The organism is Mycobacterium sp., from assembly GCF_040509115.1.
Lineage (GTDB): Bacteria > Actinomycetota > Actinomycetes > Mycobacteriales > Mycobacteriaceae > Mycobacterium.
This window is the reverse complement of record NZ_JBEVLO010000510.1, coordinates 1-20,413: the sequence shown is the minus strand read 5'-3', so window position 1 is coordinate 20,413 and position 20,413 is coordinate 1. Positions and strand designations below refer to the sequence as shown.

Here is a 20,413-nt window from a genome sequence, read left to right as displayed (position 1 = left end):
CCCGACAAGATCACCATCTTCGGCGGGCCGATCACCCGACTCGCAGCCGGCGACGAAGATCGTCTCCGCCGCGAGATCAGGCACGTCGTCCTCCACGAGATCGCGCACCACTTCGGGATCAGCGACGAGCGGCTGATCGAACTCGATCGCTACTAACGAGGCGCTCATACCCGCTGAGGAATCCACCGCCGGACATCGCTCAGGCGCCTGCCAGTCCGTCAACACGCCACCATGACGCAGTGGGTTCCCGGACTCAGGTCGTTGATCGCTCACGGCCGCGTCAAGCGACCTTAGGGGGCTCATACGCGTTGCGCGCGAAAGCTTTTCATGTCCGATCGACGGAATCGTCAGCCAACTTATACGCTATTTCGGCAGACCGAGAGAGCCGCTCCTCGCCTGCGCTGCTACTTGCTGGCCCTGATCGCCTCGAACACGCTGGGATCCAGCAGGGTCGAGGTGTCACCGAGTTCACGGCCCTCCGCGACGTCACGGAGTAATCGTCGCATGATCTTTCCGCTGCGGGTTTTCGGCAGCTCCGGCACCACGTGAATCTCCCGCGGTCGCGCGATCGGCGAGATCTCTCGGGCCACCTCGGCCCGTAGCTCGTCGATCATCTGTTCACACGGGGTGTCGGCGTGATGGGCCATCAGGACGACGAACGCGACGATCGCCTGTCCGGTGGTGGCGTCGGTAGCGCCGACCACGGCCGCCTCGGCCACCCCCGAATGGCCGACCAGTGCCGACTCGACTTCGGCGGTGGAGATCCGGTGCCCGGACACGTTCATTACGTCATCGATGCGGCCCAACAGCCAGATGGCGCCATCGAGGTCGTAGCGGGCACCGTCGCCGGCGAAGTACCATCCCTGCTCGGCGAACCGCGACCAGTAGGTCTCCTTGTATCGTTCCGGGTCCCCCCAAATACCGCGCAGCATCGCCGGCCATGGCTTGTCCAGAACTAGGTAACCCTGTACGTGCTCGCCCAGTTCGGGGCTGGGCTCGATCAGGTTCCCTTCGTCGTCGACAACGCGTGCGGAGATGCCCGGCAATGGTGCCATCGCCGACCCGGGCTTAGCCGCGGTGACACCAGGCAGCGGCGAGATCATCGCCGCTCCGGTCTCGGTCTGCCACCAGGTGTCGACGATCGGTGTCCGGTCGCCACCAATCGCATCCCGGTACCACCGCCACGCCTCGGGGTTGATGTTTTCACCGACGCTACCGAGCAGTCGCAGACTGGACAGGTCGTGGGCGTCGGGGATCTCCCGGCCCCACTTCATGAACGTGCGGACCACCGTAGGCGCGGTGTAATAGATTGTGACGCCGTATTTCTCGATCACTTCGAAGTGGCGGTGCTCGTTCGGCGAGGCCGGGGTGCCCTCGTAGAGCACCTGAGTCACCCCATTGGATAGCGGCCCGTACACGATGTAGGTATGCCCGGTGACCCAACCGATGTCGGCGGTGCACCAGTACACGTCGGTTTCCGGTTTGACGTCGAAGATGTCGTGGTGCGTGTACGAGCTCTGGGTGAGGTAGCCACCGGTGGTGTGCACGATGCCCTTGGGCGCACCCGTAGTGCCCGAGGTGTAGAGCAGAAACAGTGCCTGCTCGGCGTCGAAGGCTTCCGGGGTGTGCTCGGGTGACGCGTTTGCGACGGTGTCGTGCCACCAAAGGTCGCGGCCGTCGGTCCACGAGACGTCAATGCCGGTGCGACGCACCACCAGCACGTGCTGGACGGGGCTCGGTTCTCCGTCAGGCCCTGGACGAACCGCGTCGTCGACTGCCTCCTTCAGCGGTACCGCCTTGCCGCGGCGGTATTGCCCGTCGGTGGTGATGACCAACGCAGCCCGCGCATCCTCGATCCGGGCTCGCAGCGCAGGCGCTGAATAGCCTGCGAATACCACCGAGTGCATGACACCGAGCCGGGCGCATGCCAGCATCGCCACGATCGCCTCGGGAACCATCGGCATGTAGATGGCGACGCGGTCACCGGCGACCAGGCCCATGTCGGTCAGCACGTTGGCGGCCTTGCACACTTCGGCCAGCAGGTCGGAATATGTCAGCGTGCGGCTGTCGCCGATCGGTTCGCCCTCCCAGTGCAGGGCTACCCGGGCGCCATTGCCCGCTTCCACGTGGCGGTCCACGCAGTTGTAGGCCACGTTGAGCTTGCCTCCGACGAACCACTTGGCGAACGGCGCCTCCGACCAGTCCAGGACCTCCGTAAACGGCGTTTCCCACGCCAACCGGCTGGCCTGTCTCGCCCAGAACGCCAGCCGGTCCTTCTCGGCTTCGAGGTACAGCGCCGCTGACGCGTTGGCGTTGTCCGTGAACTCCGCCGACGGTGGATAGGTGGACGGAACTTCGATGTGTGCCTCGGTTGTCATGTGTGCGACTCCTTCACGCTTGGAGGACAATTAGGCTGACGCCCGGTCTGGCGGTCGAGATGGGTGGTGTTCATCGGAAGGCGTTGAGCCCGGTAATGGCGCGTCCGACAATCAGCGACTGGATGGAGTCGGTGCCCTCGTAGGTGTACACGGCTTCGATGTCGGCGTGGTGCCGAGCGACGTGGTGATCGAGCAGGATCCCGTTGCCGCCGAGGATATCCCGAGCCATCGCGCACACCCGGCGGGCTCCATCACCGGTGTTCAGCTTGGCCAATGCTGCGTGCTCGATCGATACCTGCCCTCGGGCCTGCAACTGCGACATCCGGCTGCAGATCAACTGCATGCCGGTGATGTCGCTGAGCATGTGCGCAAGCTTGTCCTGGATCAGCTGGAACCGGGCCAGTGGGCGGCCGAACTGCTCGCGCCGCAGCGAATACGTCAGTGCCGCTTCGTAGGCGGCGACCGCGTGGCCCAAGGCCTCCCAGGCGACGGTCTGGCGCGATTTCGCCAACACATAGTTGGTGTCGTCCCAAGTGCGGGCCTTCGCCAGGCGGGCAGCGACGGGCACCCGCACGCCGTCAAGACGAATCTGGGCCTGCCACACGCCGCGGTTCGCGGCTTTACCGACGATCTTCCTGGCGTGATACCCAGGCACCGGGTGACCCGCGCCGTTGGGGTGTTCGACGACGAAGGCACCGACCTGGCCGTCGTCGTCCCGGGCCCAGACGATCACCACGTCCGCGATGGTGCCGTTGCCGATCCATCGCTTCTGCCCATCCAGCACCCACTCGTCGCCGTCGCGTCGCGCCCGCGTTTCCAACGCAACCACGTCCGAGCCGTGCTTCGGTTCGGTCAGCGCAAACGCGCCGAAGAGTTCGCAAGTCGCCATCCGTGGCAGGTATTGAGCCTGCTGCTCCTCGGAGCCGAGCATCGCGATGGTGGTCATGGCGAGCCCGGAATGCACGGCGTTCAGGGTGGCGATGCTGCCGTCACCACGGGCCAGTTCGGCGGCGATTACCCCTTCGGCGAGATACGACACCCCTGGACAACCGTTCCCGGTTATCGAGGCACCCGCAATGCCCAGTCGGCCATAGCCTTTCGCGAGTTCCACCGGAAATTCAGCCCGCTCCCAAAAGCCGGCAGCAGCCGGTGCTACCTCCGTGTCGCACCACTGCCGGACCCGATCACGCATCTCGCGTTCCCGGTCGGTCAGCAGCTCGTCCAGGCGGTAGAAATCGGTAGCCCGCGAAAGCGCCAGATCATCACCATTCGGAAACTCATTGTCGGGGTCCCCGGAATCAGCTTCGGTGAGGTTCTCGGTCACTGGACTTGCGGCCGCGTTCGTGCTTCTGTCCTGTTCGGCCGTCCCAAACACTCCTGCGAGAGTGTGTGTTTCGTCCTGGTCGTTGTCGCCACGCATGTCGGTCCTCATGCCTCTCTCGAGGAGGTCGTCTAAAACAACGGTCGGTTGGGCAGAATCGCCCTGCCGAACGTTGACGCCATCACCCCTGCCAGGCACAGGTACCACGCCACGGCTGCGGCGACGAGGCCCAGAATCCCGCCCAGCTTCGTCAGGTCGGGATTGGACGCCAAGGCTCCGATGCTGAGCAGATAGAACGCGACGTCCAGAATGGCGAAGAGGACGGCGAGCACCACGGTCGTGCGTAGGGCGGCGATCACCATGAGGGTCGTGAAGATCGCCCATGCCATCAGGAACCAACCTGCTGCCTGCCCGTGGCTCGCCGCGGGGACGTCCTTTGCATAGAAGGCGACATAAGCCCAGAACGACAGCCAAAAGGCGCCGTAAGAGGTGAAGGCCGTGGCACCGAAGACGTTGCCCTTGCGGAACTCCCACATACCGGCGAGCATTTGTGCAACCCCGCCGTAGGCCAGCGCCACGCCGAGCACGACCGGCTCCGTCGCCGCATCCATTACCCCGGCGTTGACCAGGCTCAGTAGGAAAGTGGTGAGCGCAAAAGCGCCGAGGCCCAGCGGCGCCGGATCCGCGATCATCCGCACCTGCTCAGACGCGAGTTCCCTAGAAATGGCGACCTGACCTGCCGTGGGGTCATTGGTGTCCGGCATGATCCCGGTGGCGTCGATGCGGTGCGCCAGATCTTGGTCAAGCAGACTCATGGTCACTTCTCCTCGTTTCGCCGTCAGCCTCGTCGCTCACGGCGGCATACTCAGCCCTGAATCCGACTGCTGTGGCCGGCCCATTCCTTGTCGCGCAAGGTGAATTTCTGTAGCTTTCCGGTCGATGTTCGCGGCAGGGACCCGACGAACTCGATTGCCTTGGGCACTTTGAACCGGGCAATATGCTGCTGCAGGAAGGTGATTAGCTCGTCTTCACTCACCGCGGTGTCCGGTCTGCGCACCACGAAGGCCTTCGGCCGCTCTCCCCATTTCGGGTCAGGCACGCCGATCACAGCGACCTCGGCCACCCCCGGATGCGCCTCGATCGCGTGCTCGATCTCGACGGTCGAGATGTTTTCGCCGCCCGAGATGACAATGTCCTTGGCCCGGTCGCGCAGCTCGACATACCCATCCGAGTGCTGAACGCCGAGATCGCCGGAGTGCAGCCACCCACCAGCGAAGGCGGTCTTGGTGGCCGCCTCGTCGCGGTAGTACCCGGCCATCACGGTGTTGCCACGCATCACGATCTCGCCCATCGTCTGCCCGTCACGCGCGACGTCGTTCATGCTCGCGTCCACCACCCGCACCGGATCGGACTGGATCATCGCGACGCCTTGTCGCGCCTGTCTTCGCGCCTGATCTGCGGGCGACAGCGCCGACCAGCCGGCCTGCCACTCATTGATGGTGAACGGGCCATACACCTCGGTCATCCCGTACACGTGCACGATCCGAGCACCAAGCTCACGCATTCGCGAGATCACCGTGGGGCTGGGCGCGGCGCCGGCCACCGTCGCGACCAGTTCGCGCTCGAGCTCGTGCGCCTCCGGCGCCTCGGCGATCGTCACCAGCACGGTGGGCGCCCCGTCGAGATGGGTCACCCGCTCCTCGTCGAGCAGCCGCCAGATCACGTCCGCACGCACCGCGCGCAGACATACGTGTGTCGCGCCGATCCCCGTCACCGCCCACGGCGTGCACCAACCGCTGCAGTGGAACATCGGTAGCGTCCACAGATAGACGCTCTCCGGGCAGAACCGCTGGTGGATGATTTCGCCCATCGCGTTGAGGTATGCGCCGCGATGGGTGTACATCGCCCCCTTGGGCTGGCCGGTGGTGCCCGAGCTGTAGTTGATCGCGATCACCCCAAGCTCATCTTCGACCGTCCAGGGCAGCGGATCCCCTGAGCCGCGCGCCATCAGCTCGGCGTACGAAATGTGGGCGTGCTCGGCGGCCGCAGGCGAGGCGGGCCCCAGCGGATCGTGAACCGCCACCACCTCCGTGACGGTTTGCCAGAGTCCCATCGCCGGTGCCAGCGCCGGCAGATACTCGGTGTCGACGATGAGCACTTTCGCGCCGGAGTGATCGCAGATGTAACGGACTTCCTCCGCGGAGAGCCTGGTGTTGATCGGCACCATCACCGCACCGGCGAGCGGCACGCCAAAGTTGGCCACCAACATCTCCGGGATGTTCGGGCACATGTACGCCACGCGATCACCTCGCTCAACGCCCGACGCGCGCAGCGCATGCGCCAGACGGGTGGCCGCGGCGCCGAATTCGTTGTAGGTCAGGCGCCGATCGCCGTACGCGATCGCTGTCTTGTCGGCGAAGACGTCGAGCGAACGCCCGAGAAACGCCAACGGGGTCAGGGCCGTGTAGCAGCACGATGAATTCACGTTCTGACCGACAGGTAGGTCAATTGTGTTGGTCACCATGGATCCTCCCTCGCTGCGGTCCAGTAGACGCCCCATCCAGGCTGGAGTCAACAGTGTTGACCACAGCGATGTTCAACAGTGTTGACATCATGTTCGTGGCATTGCTTTGATGACGGAGCACGTCTCAGAAAGGAAATACGCACCAATGGCAAAGCTGCCCATCGGGCCCGCCGACGTTGACTCGCCGGTCGCGGCCCCCGGCCCGGACAGCGGGCAGCTCAGTCGGTCAGTGATCCTGGAGGCGGCGCTGGCGATCGTCGACCGCGAGGGTGTGGACCAGCTGTCCATGCGCCGCCTGAGTAACACACTCGGTCGAGATCCAGCGATGCTCTACCGACACGTACCCAACAAGGGGGCAGTGCTCGACGGTGTGGCCGAGATTCTGCTCGCGCAACTCTCGGTGGACAAGACAGACCCGGATTGGGCCGCCCAATTGCGCATCGTCGCGCGCGAATTTCGCCAGTTGGCGTTGACCCACCCAAATGTGGTGCCACTGCTGGTAACTCGGCCGTTGGTCACACCGCTCGGCCAACGGCCGCCTGGGATGTTGAGGCCATTGGAGGACGTCCTCGCTCTGCTCATCTCCGCCGGATTCGCCGGCGACGACGCGCTCCATATCTACCGGGTGCTCTTCGGTTTCTTGTATGGCCACATCCTCAACGAATTACAGGAGGTCATCGAGCGGCCCGAGGAAACCGACCACGTACTCCGGCTCGGGCTGCACCGGTTTCCGATCAATGAATTTCCCGCTCTGCGGGCGCTGGCACCCGTCCTGGCCTCCTACGACGGCGCTGCCGAACTCGACCGCTTTCTCGATCTGCTGCTACCGGGCCTGACCGCGACCCTGGCCAGTCCCGCCGGATCACCACCACCGACCTGAGCCCGACGCGCGCAGCGACTGGCTGTTCCGTATCAACTTCTGTAACAGGCGTTCTCAATCCTTGGGCGAGGGGTGTCCGCCGGACGTGTCGAGCCGCCGCGGTCAGGTTTCGATGACGATCTTGCCGATGGTGCGGTGGCGTTCGAGCAACGTATGGGCGGTCTTCATGTTGGGCACGGTCAGACCGGTGAGTTGGGTCGTCACGATCGGGCGCATCTGACCGCTGAGGACGTACTCACAGATCGTCTCGAGGATTCGGCCCTGACTGCTGGGGTCCGCCCCGCCGCTGATCTGACTGAACACCATTTCGGTGTGCAGCGAGACGGACTTCTGTGTCAACGGGCCGAGGTCGAGCGGGGCGGCGAGGTCGACGGCCGACAGATGACCGAAGGGCCGCAGCAGCGCCCCGATCCATGCGAGGTTGTCGGCCGTACCGGCGGTGGACAACACCATGTCGACCTGGTCGATGCCGGCCTGCCCCAGTTGGCGGCGGACATCGGCCCTGTGGTCGACCACCAGATCGGCGCCCATCTCGCGACACCAGTCCTGTGACTGGGGACGGGAGGCGGTGCTGATGACGAACGCCGATGTTCTCGCCTTGAGCAGCTGGGTCGCCAACGATCCGACCCCACCGGCACCGCCGACGATCAGGACCCGCTCCACTCCCGGCGGGAGCCCCTGCTGATCGCGAAACATCGCCTCCCAGCCGGTCAACGCGCCAATCGGCAACGACGCGGCACTGGCGAAGGAGAGCTGCTCGGGGATCTTGGCGACCACCCGATGATCCACGGCCACCTGCTGCGCCCAGCAACCGTCCCGAGTGACGTCGCCGGTGCCCATCACCCGATCGCCGACCGTCAGCCCGGTGGCCGAGGTGCCGGTCTCGATGACGACGCCTGCGAATTCCCAGCCCAGAATGACCCGCCCGCCCGGCTCGGCGCTGCGTACCGACCGGATGAACGCCTCTCCGGGATTCACCGCGACCGCGCGGATCTCGACCAGCACGTCACCGTCACGAAGCCTTGGCTCGTCCACCTCGACCAAATCCACCGCGAACGCTTCGAGAGGGTGCGCGCTCTCGTACGCCAATGCCTTCACGAGTCAGTCCTGCCTCAGGGCATGGAGGGCTGAGAGCGGGCCACCACCGACCTGCATCAGCCGACCGCCGTCTCGCAACGCTCCGACGTCGACGGGGGCGAAGCCGAAACCGTCGACCAACCTGCGAAAGGTCGCCTTCGCTGCGGTGTCATCGCCTGCGTAGAACAGGACTTGGCGCCCGGCCGGGTGGCGGGGGTCGGGCCCGATGTAACCGGCGTGAAGTGTGTTGAACGCCTTGATCACCCGGGCGCCCGGCGCCAGCGCGGCGACCCACTCGCTGCCGGTCTGATCCCCGAGGTCGGCCACCTCGACCGGGTCCAGTCGCGCGAATTGGTTGGTGGCGTCGACCAGGATGCGTCCGTCCCACGGTGGCAGATCAGCCAGGGCGGCCGGGATGTCCGGCCACATCACCGTGAGGAACACCATGTCAGCCCTCGCGGCCTGCGCGACGGTCCCCGCCGAGGCCAACGGGCCCAAGTTGGCGACGACCTCATCCAGCGTGGACGGGCCGCGGCTGTTGCTCAACACCACGCGGTGACCGGCCGTCACGAGATGACGGGCGAGGGCCTGGGCAATGGTGCCAGCGCCAATGGTTCCGAAGTTCATGATCATCTCCCAGTCATTTTGATGATGCTTGTCATCAATACGCAATGCTGTCATACGTCATCAATAACCGTCAACCCGACCGAGGGTCCACCGCTTCGGTGCGCTAACATGTCCTTTGATGACGATCGCCATCGAATTAGTTGGCGCGCTCAGGACGACTCTTTACGCCCGACGAGAGGGAGTTTCAGGTGCCTCGTGTGTCACGGCAGCAGAAGGAGCTAAACCGCGAGCGCATCGTCGCCGCCGCCGGTGAAGGCTTCAGGGCCCGCGGGATCGACGCGGTGGGCATCGACGAGCTGATGAAGACGGCCGGGATGACCCACGGCGGGTTCTACAACCACTTCTCCTCCAAGGAGGACCTCGCCCTGGAGGTCCTCAACCAAGGCTTCACCGCCTCTCTCGGGACGGTCGACGCGCTGATCGATGCCCACCCACGCTCCGGACGGGCAGCACTGAACGCCATCATCGATGGCTACCTGAGCACCTACCATCGTGACCACCCCGAACACGGATGTGCTTCTGCCGCCCTGGCCGCCGACGCCGGACGGCACGGCATCCAGGCCCAAGAGGAGTACCGGCGCGGCTTGCAGGGCTACATCGCCGCCATCACCGACCTCCTCCGGGTCAGCGCGAAGCAGACCAATACCAAGCTCGATCCGCGCAGGGCGCGAGAGCAAGCGATCGCGTTGTTCAGTCAGTTGGTCGGCGCACAGCTCCTCGCCCGCGCTGTCGCCCAGGCCGATCCCGAGTTGTCCGATGAAGTCCTGACGTCCAACGGTAAAGAGCTCAAACGCCGCTCACCGTGATCCAAGTCTTGCGCGCGCAATGACGAGCATCGTGGCGCCACCATGGATTCATCGTTCAGATGCCGGGTGGTACCTCGATGACTGCGGTGCGTCCGGGCACCATGTTGCCGTCGGCACCACTGCTGCCACCGAGAATGTCGACACCGCGGTGTCGGCGTCACTGGGGCGGGCCGGTCAAGTAGTCACGAAATCAGCCGCATGCAGCCTGCCTATCGCGGAAAGTCAGGCCATGCAGCCGCGCCGCCTAGGCCGAAGCAACACTGCGTCTCCACCGAGAACGTCGCCTGCGAGGCGGGCGTCATCGGGTTCCTGAACGCCCCGACGCTGGATTCACCGCCCGATCCGAGTTTCACATCGCGGCAATGACCGCCAACGGCGACTTCGAATGCGTGAACGCCAAGCTCGGTGACGCCGCCCCCGCCGGACAGCATGTGCTCACCGACGGCCCGCCGGTCTTGATGTACGGGTGTGGACCATCGTCGCCAGCGACGAGCGGTTGACGTGAGCGCCGTCGACGTTGCCGCCGAACTCGGGTGCGCCACCTCGACTGCATACCGGTACGCGCAGACCCTGGTCAGCACGTCGTTTCTCGCGGAAGCACCCAGCGGAGGCTTCGCCTAGGCCTGCGAGTGATGGAAGTGGCGCGGCTGGCCCGTCGCGGTTACGGCCTCATAGACGTCGCACTGCCGGTGGTGCAGCGACTGGCCGGCGACGTCGGCGAAACCACGATGCTCACCCGCCGGATCGACGACGTGGTGCCGTGCGTCGAGCGGTGCTGAGGCGCCGATCAACGCCGGCGCCTCGGAGCTGGCGCTGCTCGCCTGGCCGCTCGAGGACGGGATCCGAGAATTGCTGCGACACAGCCAGTTACGCAGCGCCGCCAAGAACACATTGACAGCCGTCGATGATCTGGTGAAGCGCCACGAGACCATCCGCGTCGACGGGTAAAGCGTGACACTCGCCGAGGTCGACGAGGACGCGGTGGGTGTGGCAGCGCCGCCGCCACGACCTGACCGCCAAGGCGGCGATCATCGGCTTCAGCCGATCAGTCCACCGGCTGATAAGCGGGCCCGGCGTCGGCCAGCAGTTTCTCCGCGTCGGCGAAGATGCGCTCCGGTTCCTGGTCCAGATTGAGAGACTTGCGGAACGGCTGGCGCACATCGCGCTCGATGCGCAGGTAGACCTCGTTGCGATTGCCTTCGGGGTCGAAGAAGTAGATCCCGATGGCGTTGCCGTGCGTGACCTCCTGCTGCACCGGGATGCCTTCCGCACGAAAACGATTGTGGAAGTCGACGATTGACTGCAGGCTGTCGACGCGCCATGACACCTGGTGGGTGAGCTTGGCGCCGTCGTGGGCGGTGCGGCCCTTCTGCAGCACGAACTCGTGATGCTCCTCGTCCGGCCGCGATGAGAAGAACACGATGCCGAGGTCTGCGTCCTCATCGGTGACGGTCAAACCCATGATGCGCGTGTAGAAGTCGCGCATCGTCTCCAAGTCGTTGACCCAGAATCCCGTGTGCCCTAGTCCGGTAATCATGCGTGCCTCCCTTTCATTGAGCTGGCATGGCTTGTGCCGATGCCAGGCGGCGGGTGGTTCATCCTCAGCTTAATTCCTATCTTATAGAAGTCAATTCCTATTTTACGAATATGCGCTAGGGCGAGGGGGGACGCGGCGCATCTCGCAGCTCCCGCTCGTGCGACCTGATAAATAGGACTTGACACCTATAAATCAGGAGATATCGTTAAGCGCACCGGGTGTGATGTAGGACATAGACCCGTCCCCCAAGCCAGCTCACTCCGATGTGGCCGGCGATCAGCCGCCAGACGAAGAGGACCGTCATGAATCACACAGAACCCACCGGCCGTACATCGTGGGCAGTGGTGCTGCTGTGCGCGATGATCGTGGTAGCAGAGGGATATGACCTCATCGTCTACGGGACCCTCATCCCGTCTCTGCTCGCCGAGCCGGGATGGGGACTGACGAAGGCCACTGCCGGCACCGTCGGCAGCCTGGTCTACGTAGGCATGCTGGGCGGAGCACTGCTCAGTGGGCGGCTCAGCGACCGCTACGGCCGACGCAAGCTCGCCCTGTCCTCGGTCGCCTGGTTCACCGTGTGGACCGCGGCGTGCGCCCTGGCCCCGGGAGTGTGGCAGCTGGGCGCGTTCCGGTTGCTCGCCGGCATCGGAATCGGAGGCGTGCTGCCATGCCTGCTGGCGCTCGCCAAGGAGTACAGCCCTCGCGGCCGGACGAGCCTGGCGGTGACCATCATGATGGCAGGTGTCCCCCTCGGCGGAACCGCCGCCTCACTGCTAGCGCTGGCCCTGCTGGACAGCCACGGTTGGCGGTTCATGTTCTGGGTGGGAGTGGCGGTATCCATCGTCATCCTCGTCCTGGCGTGGCGGTTGCTTCCCGAATCCGAGCAGTTCAAGGCTGCGAGCAGCGAGACGACGCAGAGTCGCCTGCGCGATCTGTTCGCCAGGCCATTCATCGCTCTGACAATCCTCTTCGCCTGCGCCGCGTTCTCAAACCTGCTGACCTGGTACGGCCTGAACACATGGTTGACAACCCTGATGCGCGAGCTGGACTACCCACTGACCTCAGCACTGCAGTTCTCCCTGACCCTAAACGTCGGCGCCGTGTTCGGATCGTTCGTGCTGGCCTACCTGGGTGACCGATTCGGTACCCGGTTGGCGGCCCTGGGCGCCAGCTTGATCACCGCCGTGGCAATCGCTTTCACCGCGACGGGCCCCACCCACACGATTGCACTTCTCGCGGCCATCGCGGCCATGGGGATGGGCGCGCACTCCGCACTGATCCTCATCAGCGCCTCGGTCGCGAACGCCTACCCCGTCGAGATCCGCGCCACCGCGCTGGGCTGGACCACCGGAACCGGCCGCCTGGGCGCCATCATGTCGCCGTGGCTCGGTGGCGCCATCCTGTCGTCCGGCGCCGATCCCACCACATTGTTCTGGACGTTCACCGCATCCGCTCTGCTGTCCGCCGTGGTGCTGACCGTGCTGTACAGGATCAAGACTCCGACGTCCGATCCCGCTGTAAGCCAACGAATTCAGCCATCAATGTCCGTTAGAGAAAGGTAGAGCTCAATGTCATCGTCACTCGCCGACCCACTGTCGAACACCGACATCGCCGTCACCCCCATGACCATCGGCGGAAAGCCGACGCTGTCCGTCGACGGCACCACCATCGACGCCGTCAACCCCGCCACCGGCGTCACCATCGGACGCTTCCCGTCGTCCACCGCCGCTGACGTCGACAACGCCGTGGCCGCCGGCCGCGACGCGTTCGCGCTGTGGAAGCACACCACACCCGACGAGCGGGCGGCGGCGCTGCACGCGCTGGCCGACGTCATCGCCGCCAACGCCGAAGAGCTGGCCACCCTCGATGTGGCCGACAACGGCAGTCCCATCCAGCGGATGCGGCACGACGTCGTGATGGCCGTCGAGCAGCTGCGGTACTACGCCGGACTGGTCCACGAAGTCACCGGCAGAACGGTTCCCGGAGCCGCCGACAGGGTCAACTACAGCCTGCGCCAGCCGTACGGACTGATCGCCCGCATTATCCCGTTCAACCATCCATTCATGTTCGCGTCGTCCAAACTGGCCGCGCCGCTGGCGGCAGGCAACACCGTGATCATCAAACCCAGTGAGCACACCAGCCTTTCGGCGTTGCGGCTCGGCGAGTTGACGCGCGGACTGCTACCCGACGGCGTGGTCAACGTCGTCACGGGGTACGGAGCGGAGGCCGGTGACGCGATCGTGCGGCATCCGCAGATCCGCCGGTTGGCGTTCATCGGCGCCGCCGACACCGGCCGGGCCATCCAGGCAGCCGCCGCCTCGGTCAACGTCAAACACGTCACACTGGAACTGGGCGGCAAGAACCCGCTGGTGATCTTCGACGACGCGGACCTCGATCAGGCGGTCACCGGCGCGGTTCGCGGCATGAACTTCACCTGGCAGGGGCAGTCCTGCGGATCGACGTCACGACTCCTGGTGCAGCGCAGCATCTACCCCGAGTTACTCGAGCGACTGACGGCCGCTGTCAACGCCCTGCGCCAAGGAGAGCCGGATGACGAATCGACCGACACCGGTGCACTCGTCAACCGCGACCAGTACGAGAAGGTGCAGCGCTACATCGCCATCGGCAAGCAGGACGGCGCCCGACTGATCACCGGTGGAAACCCACTCACCGACGGACCCTTCGCAAACGGTTTCTTCGTCGCCCCAACGGTGTTCGCCGACGTCGACCCCCACTCGCGGCTGGCGCAGGAAGAGGTGTTCGGGCCGATCCTCGCGGTGATGCCGTTCGACGACTACGACGACGCGCTCGAGATCGCCAACGGGGTGCGCTACGGACTCACCGCCAGCGTCTTCACCACCGACCTGCGCAAGGCGCACCGGTTCGCCCGCGACGTCGAAGCCGGCTACGTGTGGGTCAACGAAGTGTCCGTCCACATCAACGGCACCGAGTTCGGTGGCGTCAAGGACAGCGGACTCGGTCGCGAGGAGGGTGTCGAAGAACTGCTCTCCTACACTCAGGCCAAGAACATCCACGTCAACTTCGGGTGACACCGTGTCCGACTCAGCCGCACTCAAGGCCGAAGTGGCACTTGCGTCCCGGATACTTGCCAAACACGGTAGTAGCGACCTCATCTGGGGGCACGCCTCGGCCCGCGATCCCGAGGGCCGGGGCGTGTGGATTAAACAATCGGGCTGGGGTCTGGAGGAGGTCACCGCAGAGCGGGTGCACCTGGTCTCCCGTGAGGGCGCCGTCGTCAGCGGCGACGGGCCCCGACACGGGGAGTATCCGATACACACCGAGATGATGGCCGCCCGCCCCGATGTCGGAGGTGTGGTCCATACGCACAGCCGGTATGCCGTCGCGCTGGGAGCTAACCGGCAGCCGCTGCGGCCGGTCAGCCATGAGGCCAATTACTTTGTACCACCTGCGGTTCCGGAATTCACCCAGACCGCCGACCTGATCCTCACGCCGGAACTGGGGCGTGCGTTGGCCGCGACGCTGGGCGGTGCGCCGGCGGCCTTCATCGTCAACCACGGCATCGTGGCGGTGGGGCCCACCATCCAGATCGCCGCGATCGCGGCGATTCTGCTGGAGCGGGCCAGTCGCCAACAGCTGCTCACCCAGCAGTACGGAGGTCAGATGTCCTGGTCCGACGAGGCCGAGTCGTTGAGTAAGCGGGGACACATCTACACGCCGGAGGCGATGATCCAGGTGTGGGACTACCTCGTGCGCGATCTCGATAAGAACTGACCTGCCATGCGGCATCGGGGTGCCCGCACCGCAGGAGCACGACAGACTGGGAACCCGACTACTGCCGCGAGAGTCGCTGAGCCGGGCGGCCGGTTCGACATGCCATTGTCGACGAACGCAATGCTGTTGTGCTGCCGCAGAACACCTGCGAGGACGCGTTGATCACGCTCTGCCCACTGGGGTGCGGACTGCAGACCGGGGCCGGGGCCGCCTTCAACGTCCTGCGCCCCACGCTCGCCACCGTGCTCGTCGTCACAGGAGCAGGCGCCTTCGAGCTCGCCGCGGTGCTGGCTGCGGCCACCACTTCGGTCGAGAAGATCGTCGTGGTCGACCGTATCCGGGACCGGTTGGACCTCGACCGCTCACCGGGGGCCACCGACGCCTTCCGACGCGCCGGCGACGACCGCCCAGGGGCCATACCTGTCGGCGAACGTTCCACTCGGACGCGACCCTGCTGTGTCTCCGCCCATGGCAGCTCCATCCTCCCCAACAGCGGCCAATTAACCCATGGCGCAAACCGACCGTAGGGCTGCAAGTTGTAACGCCCCGTCGAGGGAGACGCCGTCGATGCATGAACCGTTCACCACCGCAACGGCAACAACACGCGCGACCCATGAACGGCGCCGGCTCAGTCTCGCTCTCGCGTCTAGAGAATATGGACAGTTCGCATCTTGTCTCAGGTAGAAGGCAGTTGCGAGGGATGGCGAGGCGGGCCCGCGTTTGGACGCGAAGGATTCCGTGACTCGCGACGTTCTCAAAGGATGCCGCGACCGACGTCGTAGAGCCGACGTCTGACGCCATTGCGGTCGATCTACGTGACGAGGGGTGAGGGCAAAGGTATGACGAGACTGGAGAACAAGGTGGCGCTGGTGATTGGAGGCGCCATCGGCATCGGATACGCCATTTCAGAGCGCTTCGCCGCCGAAGGTGCCGACACCTATTTGACCAGCCGAAGCCAGTCAGCACTGCAGGAGGCGCAGACGAACATTGGCGCCAATGCCCACCCCATCGAAGCCGACGCTGGTCGCCTCGAGGACCTCGAGACGGCTGTCGAGCGGGTCCGATCGCAAAGTGGGCGCATCGACGTGCTGGTGGTCAACGCCGGCACCGGTGAACCCGGTGGCATCGGCGAGATCAGCGAGGCGCACTTCGATCAGACCGTCGGAGTCAACATGCGGTCCTTGCTCTTCGCCGTTCAGCTGGCGTTGCCGCTAATGGGACCCGGGGGCTCGATCGTCCTCATCGGATCCTCCTCTGGCGAGATGGCATTCCCCGGCTTCAGCGTGTATGCGGCCACCAAGGCCGCGGTGCGATCCTTCGCCCGCAGTTGGACCGTCGAACTCGCGCCCCGCGGAATTCGGGTCAACGTGATCAGCCCGGGACCCACCGACACGGCCCTGTTCCGCTCCGGTTCCGATCAGGTCCGAGAATTCTTGATCTCGAAGATCCCCATCGGGCGGGTGGGTCGTCCCGAGGAGATCGCTGCGGTGGCGCTGTTCTTGGCAAGTGACGACAGCAGTTTCGTCACCGGCGTCGACCTCGGCGTGGACGGCGGCACGGCACAAGTGTGACGCCGCGACCCATATCAGCGGGCCGGTGACTGCCCTGGTTGATTCCGGAGTCAACTCGTCTGAACGCATTTGGGGTCGACAACCGGTTCCCCCGGACAGCGACCTGCGACGAGGCATCTCCAACCCAACTGACCCCCTCGACCCGTTTGGCCGAACCATTCGGTCGGGCGTCACATGGGTCCGGACCAGCTCGGGGCCCGGCGTCAAGTGGTTAGCGCCCCCAGAAGTCGGCGAGCATGCGGGCTCCGCGGTCGGGGTCTTCGAGCATCCACCAGTGGCCGAGCCCCTCGAGGGTCTCGGTGCGCGCCCTCGCTCGCGCCGCCGCTCTTCGGTGCTGTTCAACACTGCCCACGGCGACGTCTTTGCTCGCGATCACAGCCAGGCCCGGCCGGACGGCCGCGCTGGCCAATCCCTCGCCCATTTGAGCCGTCACTGGTTGGATGGCGGACCGGTAGAGCGTAAGGATCGCGCGGCCCATCGATACGTCCTGTGACGTCGCCACTTTCGAGGCCACGGGTTCGGGGAAGCCCCATTCCACCATTGTCGCGGCGCGGACGGATGCGGGAGCCTCGAAGAATTCCGCAACATTCCGCTCGCCCTCGCCGGGCGTCTGCCAGATCTGCGCGAGTGGGTGCCAGACGTAGTCTGGCTCCATCACACCGATCACATCCGTTGCCCAGCTGTGCAACAAGTCGGGCCGGGTCATCGCCACGTTGATCACGTGGCCGCCGCCGAAGTCGTGCCCGACAAGATCAACGGGCCCATTGAAGCGACTGAGTTCGTCAATCAGCCAGTCGCGGTAATCATACAGCCTCGCAGCGAAATTCGTGGGTAGAGGCGCTCCGAAGCCGGGCGGGCTGAGCAGGGTCACCTGGTCGTGGCCGAGGTCGGCGAGCCGTTCGAGCATCGGCTCCCAGATCGCGGAACTCTCGGGCACGCCATGCACTAGAACCTTGGGGATCGTCACTTGGCTCTCTTTCTTGCTGGTCGGTTCGAATTGATGGCGAAGAGCGAGCGTCGCCAGGCATGCGCGGCGGCGTCGAACTGGTGTCGGCCGTGTAGGAGGCGCGCAGCAAAGCGCCCTCGTGGCGACCGCCACCGCTCATCTTGGGGGAGCCCTGGCCAGCGCCGTGGCCACGAAGGTTCCGCGAGTCACTTGTGGCGTCGCAAAGGCTTTCGCCACCGGTCCGGTCCGCCCGTTGGCGCCTACTCCGCGAATTCCTGGATTCAGTGAGCCCGTTTCTCGAACTCGTTGAGCAGGAATGACTGTCAATCGGCGGCGGGTCGTTCCGATTCGGCAGCCGAGGACGCGTAGGTCAACGCCACCGCGGCACCGTCGGCAGCGAGTCTGCGCACGATCGCCGCCCCGATTCCGCGTGCTTCTCCGGTCGCCAGCGCTCGCCGTTCAGCAAGATGCGTCATGAGATTGCCCGTCCTTCGTCGTGACTAGTTCCCATCGTTCAAACGGCGGCTGCTGGTCGATCATTCACGGCCGCAATCCGCGCAGATAGGAGTACCACCGAGAATCCAGTACCAGGGCCGAAGTACACCGATCGGCCGAATCGTCGCCCTTCTGAAGGATTGCCGTAGCTGTGGCGTTGTCTCTGATGTGGGGTGGAAATGGGTCTACGTGCTCTCGGGGCGTCTACGGGTGCGCCGCGGGTCCGACGACGTCGTCCTAGTCTGCGGTGAGGCCGCGGAGATCGACATGACCGAGCAGCACTGGACCGGATCCGGCCGGCGACGGCGTCACGGAGATCTTGATGTTGATGGGTGTCGGCGGCGAGAGGGTCGTGCTGCGGTGAGGCCCGCCTCGGGTCGTGGCCGGGTGTGGTCGGTCTCACGTCACGACGTGTTGCCCCAGCGGCAACGATCGCGGCGACGAAAGTTCCGTTGCCGCTAGCGTGCGGAGAGAGTCGGGAACGCCGAGATCGCAAACACGCACTCCCAGAGAGGCAGTGCGACCCAGGAGGAGGACGAGTGACCCAAGCGACCGAACGTCAGGACGCTACGGCGGAGGAGCTCGTGGCGCGGGCGCGCGCAGCGGTGCCCACCCTGGCCGCACACGCCGAACAGACCGACCGTGGCGCCCGGGTGGCGCCCGAAAGTGTGGCCGCGGCGGCGGAAGCCGGCGCCTTCGCGTTGACCACCCCCCGACGCTACGGTGGCCTTGAGGCCGACACCACGACGACGGTGCGAGTGCTGGCCGAGCTCGGTCGCGGTTGCGGTTCAACGGCCTGGGTTGCCGGGATCTCGGCCGACGCCAAACGACTCTTCGGGCAATTCTTGAGCGGCGAAGCCCGTGAGGAGTTCTTCGCCGATCCCAACGTCCGACTGTGCGGTTCGGGGCTACCCAAGGGACGGTCCACCGAGGTGACGGGCGGGCTGCGGGTCTCGGGTCGGTGGAGCTACGCCTCGGGCTGCGACGACGCTGCTTGGGCACTGGTGGGCGCCCCCATCTTCGATGGTGATCGGATGCGCGACACACCCACGGGCCCAGTGGGTTCCACCACGGTACTAATCCCGACGTCGAGCCTTCGGATCGACCGCACCTGGGACGTGGCCGGATTGCGGGGCACCGGCAGTCACACTCTGGTCGCGCAGGACGTGTTCGTCCCGGCATCACACGTCGTGCGACCCGACATGTCGAACGCCGAGTGGACGGGCCAGTTCGCGTCTGCCGCAGTGACTGCGACCGCGCCGTTGTCGGGGGTGGCGCGTGCCGCGCTGGACCTGGTCGGGTCAATCATGGGTGAGCGCCGTCCACCAATGTCCGCCTACACGAACCTGACTGAGTCTGCGGGGGCCCGGCAGATGTTTGCCGAAGCCTCGCTGCTGGTGGAGAACGCCCATGAGCGACTGCTGCACGTCGCGGCCACGGTAGACGGGCTGCGTGGGGGATCGCGTGACCTGACCGCGGTCGAGGGAGCGAAACTGCGGGTGGAGGTAATTGCCGCAGCGCGGCAATGCCGCCACGCGGTCGAACTGCTGCTGGATCTACATGGGTCGAGCAGTTTTGCCGCTTCCAACCCACTGCAACGGATGTGGCGGGACCTGGCGGTCGGCACCCGCCACGGCGCCCTCACTTCCTACGTCGCCACGGAGGCCTACGCGCGCAGCCTCGTCGGCGCCGAATAGGTTCGACGCCCATGCGAGTTGAAGGATTGCCGGTCGAATGCGACGCTGCGTATTCCGCTGGAGACCCAGACCTTCTTGCCTCGTGGCCAGGCAACGAACGCGGCCAAAGGGCGTACCGCGAACGCTAGCGGCTCGGCCGACGTTGGATCCAACATGCACACTGTCGCCAACAATTGGCAACTATGGCTCGGATTCTTCGGGACGTCGATCGCCGTGGCCTTCTCTCCCGGCGGGGGCGCCATCCAATCGATGGCGTCGGGTGCACGCCACGGCTTGTTCAAGTCGTACTGGAGCATCGCCGGCCAAGAGTTAGGACTCGTCTTCCAATTGACCTTGGTCGGTTTGGGTTTGGGCGCAATCGCAGCCACCTCAGTCATCGCCTTCACCGTCATCAAGTTTGCCGGGGTTTTGTATCTGCTGTACCTGGCGGTTCGGCAATGGCGATCAGCCGGTGATGACCTGACGGACAGCGTGCGTGGGCCCGGGGCGAGGCCGGGGCTTCCGCTGCTGGCCCGCGGGTTCATCGTCAACGCCACCAACCCCAAGGCGTTGGTGTTCTACCTCGCCGTGGTACCGCAGTTCCTGGTGCCGACCGCGCCGCTGGTCGCCCAGTACGTGGTAATCGGAGCAACGTTCGTCGCCGTCGACATCGTGGTGATGAGTATGTATGCCGCCCTGGCTGTCCGGTTGCTCGCTTTCCTTGGCGCGCGCCGCCGCCGCGTCGTCGATCGTGTGTTCGCAGGTCTTTTTGCGACAGCCGCCGTGGCGCTCGCCCTCGTCCCCCGCTTCGCACCCGCCTGA

The 20,413-nt window shown here is 65.3% G+C and carries 23 protein-coding genes; 14 read left to right on the top strand and 9 right to left on the bottom strand.

Translation table 11 applies throughout. From position 1 onward, the window contains the following. The first annotated feature begins 9 nt into the window (after positions 1–9). Positions 10–156, top strand: a complete 147-nt coding sequence (locus ABW137_RS34625; protein WP_526407293.1) for a metallopeptidase family protein — start codon at positions 10–12, stop codon at positions 154–156. Positions 157–404: 248 nt separating this feature from the next. Here ABW137_RS34625 and acs read toward each other — a convergent pair whose 3' ends face one another. From acs to ABW137_RS34605, 4 genes are all read right to left on the bottom strand, one after another. Beyond that, a complete protein-coding gene (gene acs, locus ABW137_RS34620; RefSeq protein ID WP_526407287.1) occupies positions 405–2,378 on the bottom strand; it encodes an acetate--CoA ligase in 1,974 nt (657 codons plus the stop codon). A gap of 70 nt (positions 2,379–2,448) precedes the next feature. Further along, the gene (locus ABW137_RS34615; RefSeq protein ID WP_526407285.1) at positions 2,449–3,897 is read right to left on the bottom strand and encodes an acyl-CoA dehydrogenase family protein; all 1,449 of its coding nucleotides are present in this window, start codon (positions 3,895–3,897) and stop codon (positions 2,449–2,451) included. Next, on the bottom strand, positions 3,831–4,514 hold the full coding sequence (locus tag ABW137_RS34610; protein WP_526407284.1) for an acetate uptake transporter: 684 nt from the start codon (positions 4,512–4,514) through the stop codon (positions 3,831–3,833). The genes ABW137_RS34615 and ABW137_RS34610 overlap by 67 nt, the downstream gene beginning before the upstream one ends. 50 nt (positions 4,515–4,564) lie before the next feature. After that, positions 4,565–6,223, bottom strand: a complete 1,659-nt coding sequence (locus tag ABW137_RS34605; RefSeq protein WP_526407282.1) for a long-chain-fatty-acid--CoA ligase — start codon at positions 6,221–6,223, stop codon at positions 4,565–4,567. 145 nt (positions 6,224–6,368) lie between these two features. Here ABW137_RS34605 and ABW137_RS34600 point away from each other — a divergent pair, with 145 nt between their 5' ends. Next, positions 6,369–7,103, top strand: a complete 735-nt coding sequence (locus ABW137_RS34600; protein ID WP_526407280.1) for a TetR/AcrR family transcriptional regulator — start codon at positions 6,369–6,371, stop codon at positions 7,101–7,103. A gap of 102 nt (positions 7,104–7,205) precedes the next feature. Here ABW137_RS34600 and ABW137_RS34595 read toward each other — a convergent pair whose 3' ends face one another. Further along, entirely contained in the window at positions 7,206–8,201 is a 996-nt protein-coding gene (locus tag ABW137_RS34595) for a zinc-binding alcohol dehydrogenase family protein (RefSeq protein ID WP_526407278.1), read from the bottom strand. Positions 8,202–8,204: 3 nt separating this feature from the next. Then, positions 8,205–8,807 (bottom strand): NADPH-dependent F420 reductase, encoded by a 603-nt coding sequence (locus tag ABW137_RS34590; RefSeq protein WP_526407276.1) that lies wholly within the window; start codon positions 8,805–8,807, stop codon positions 8,205–8,207. Between the two features lie 188 nt (positions 8,808–8,995). Here ABW137_RS34590 and ABW137_RS34585 point away from each other — a divergent pair, with 188 nt between their 5' ends. The 5 genes from ABW137_RS34585 to ABW137_RS34565 all read left to right on the top strand — a co-directional run bounded on the left by ABW137_RS34585 (position 8,996) and on the right by ABW137_RS34565 (position 10,561). Further along, positions 8,996–9,613, top strand: coding sequence for a TetR/AcrR family transcriptional regulator (locus ABW137_RS34585; protein ID WP_526407274.1), 618 nt, complete (start codon positions 8,996–8,998; stop codon positions 9,611–9,613). 362 nt (positions 9,614–9,975) lie between these two features. Next, complete coding sequence (locus tag ABW137_RS34580) at positions 9,976–10,113, top strand: hypothetical protein (RefSeq protein ID WP_526407272.1); 138 nt, start codon at positions 9,976–9,978, stop codon at positions 10,111–10,113. A 1-nt stretch (position 10,114) separates the two neighbouring features. Beyond that, positions 10,115–10,234, top strand: coding sequence for a helix-turn-helix domain-containing protein (locus ABW137_RS34575; RefSeq protein WP_526407270.1), 120 nt, complete (start codon positions 10,115–10,117; stop codon positions 10,232–10,234). 8 nt (positions 10,235–10,242) lie between these two features. Next, positions 10,243–10,392 (top strand): hypothetical protein, encoded by a 150-nt coding sequence (locus tag ABW137_RS34570; RefSeq protein ID WP_526407268.1) that lies wholly within the window; start codon positions 10,243–10,245, stop codon positions 10,390–10,392. Between the two features lie 7 nt (positions 10,393–10,399). Then, positions 10,400–10,561 carry a hypothetical protein gene (locus tag ABW137_RS34565; protein ID WP_526407291.1) on the top strand — a complete coding sequence of 54 codons (162 nt, stop codon included), beginning with the start codon at positions 10,400–10,402 and terminating at the stop codon, positions 10,559–10,561. A 97-nt stretch (positions 10,562–10,658) separates the two neighbouring features. On the opposite strand, the gene ABW137_RS34560 is transcribed toward ABW137_RS34565, so the two are convergent. Then, positions 10,659–11,150 carry a VOC family protein gene (locus ABW137_RS34560; protein ID WP_526407266.1) on the bottom strand — a complete coding sequence of 164 codons (492 nt, stop codon included), beginning with the start codon at positions 11,148–11,150 and terminating at the stop codon, positions 10,659–10,661. A gap of 302 nt (positions 11,151–11,452) precedes the next feature. Between ABW137_RS34560 and ABW137_RS34555 the strand changes: the two genes are divergently transcribed. The 5 genes from ABW137_RS34555 (at position 11,453) to ABW137_RS34535 (ending at position 16,474) form a co-directional block, all read left to right on the top strand. Beyond that, positions 11,453–12,712, top strand: coding sequence for an MFS transporter (locus ABW137_RS34555; RefSeq protein ID WP_526407264.1), 1,260 nt, complete (start codon positions 11,453–11,455; stop codon positions 12,710–12,712). A 6-nt stretch (positions 12,713–12,718) separates the two neighbouring features. Further along, the gene (locus ABW137_RS34550; protein WP_526407262.1) at positions 12,719–14,200 is read left to right on the top strand and encodes an aldehyde dehydrogenase family protein; all 1,482 of its coding nucleotides are present in this window, start codon (positions 12,719–12,721) and stop codon (positions 14,198–14,200) included. 4 nt (positions 14,201–14,204) lie between these two features. Beyond that, entirely contained in the window at positions 14,205–14,903 is a 699-nt protein-coding gene (locus ABW137_RS34545) for a class II aldolase/adducin family protein (protein WP_526407260.1), read from the top strand. A 128-nt stretch (positions 14,904–15,031) separates the two neighbouring features. After that, positions 15,032–15,430 (top strand): hypothetical protein, encoded by a 399-nt coding sequence (locus ABW137_RS34540; protein WP_526407258.1) that lies wholly within the window; start codon positions 15,032–15,034, stop codon positions 15,428–15,430. Positions 15,431–15,742: 312 nt separating this feature from the next. Further along, positions 15,743–16,474 carry an SDR family NAD(P)-dependent oxidoreductase gene (locus ABW137_RS34535; protein ID WP_526407256.1) on the top strand — a complete coding sequence of 244 codons (732 nt, stop codon included), beginning with the start codon at positions 15,743–15,745 and terminating at the stop codon, positions 16,472–16,474. A 211-nt stretch (positions 16,475–16,685) separates the two neighbouring features. On the opposite strand, the gene ABW137_RS34530 is transcribed toward ABW137_RS34535, so the two are convergent. Then, positions 16,686–17,435 carry an alpha/beta fold hydrolase gene (locus ABW137_RS34530; RefSeq protein WP_526407289.1) on the bottom strand — a complete coding sequence of 250 codons (750 nt, stop codon included), beginning with the start codon at positions 17,433–17,435 and terminating at the stop codon, positions 16,686–16,688. Between the two features lie 308 nt (positions 17,436–17,743). Continuing rightward, entirely contained in the window at positions 17,744–17,896 is a 153-nt protein-coding gene (locus tag ABW137_RS34525; RefSeq protein WP_526407254.1) for an SDR family NAD(P)-dependent oxidoreductase, read from the bottom strand. 558 nt (positions 17,897–18,454) lie between these two features. Here ABW137_RS34525 and ABW137_RS34520 point away from each other — a divergent pair. Then, the gene (locus ABW137_RS34520; protein ID WP_526407252.1) at positions 18,455–19,612 is read left to right on the top strand and encodes an acyl-CoA dehydrogenase family protein; all 1,158 of its coding nucleotides are present in this window, start codon (positions 18,455–18,457) and stop codon (positions 19,610–19,612) included. Between the two features lie 153 nt (positions 19,613–19,765). Next, on the top strand, positions 19,766–20,413 hold the full coding sequence (locus ABW137_RS34515) for a LysE family translocator (RefSeq protein WP_526407250.1): 648 nt from the start codon (positions 19,766–19,768) through the stop codon (positions 20,411–20,413).

Coding starts and splice junctions, on each gene's coding strand:
- ABW137_RS34515 (WP_526407250.1), top strand. CDS start 19,766: ATGCACACTGTCGCCAACAATTGGCAACTATGGCTCGGATTCTTCGGG.
- ABW137_RS34580 (WP_526407272.1), top strand. CDS start 9,976: ATGACCGCCAACGGCGACTTCGAATGCGTGAACGCCAAGCTCGGTGAC.
- ABW137_RS34535 (WP_526407256.1), top strand. CDS start 15,743: ATGACGAGACTGGAGAACAAGGTGGCGCTGGTGATTGGAGGCGCCATC.
- ABW137_RS34610 (WP_526407284.1), bottom strand. CDS start 4,514: ATGAGTCTGCTTGACCAAGATCTGGCGCACCGCATCGACGCCACCGGG.
- ABW137_RS34560 (WP_526407266.1), bottom strand. CDS start 11,150: ATGATTACCGGACTAGGGCACACGGGATTCTGGGTCAACGACTTGGAG.
- ABW137_RS34550 (WP_526407262.1), top strand. CDS start 12,719: ATGTCATCGTCACTCGCCGACCCACTGTCGAACACCGACATCGCCGTC.
- ABW137_RS34605 (WP_526407282.1), bottom strand. CDS start 6,223: ATGGTGACCAACACAATTGACCTACCTGTCGGTCAGAACGTGAATTCA.
- ABW137_RS34555 (WP_526407264.1), top strand. CDS start 11,453: ATGAATCACACAGAACCCACCGGCCGTACATCGTGGGCAGTGGTGCTG.
- ABW137_RS34590 (WP_526407276.1), bottom strand. CDS start 8,807: ATGAACTTCGGAACCATTGGCGCTGGCACCATTGCCCAGGCCCTCGCC.
- ABW137_RS34525 (WP_526407254.1), bottom strand. CDS start 17,896: ATGACGCATCTTGCTGAACGGCGAGCGCTGGCGACCGGAGAAGCACGC.
- ABW137_RS34600 (WP_526407280.1), top strand. CDS start 6,369: ATGGCAAAGCTGCCCATCGGGCCCGCCGACGTTGACTCGCCGGTCGCG.
- acs (WP_526407287.1), bottom strand. CDS start 2,378: ATGACAACCGAGGCACACATCGAAGTTCCGTCCACCTATCCACCGTCG.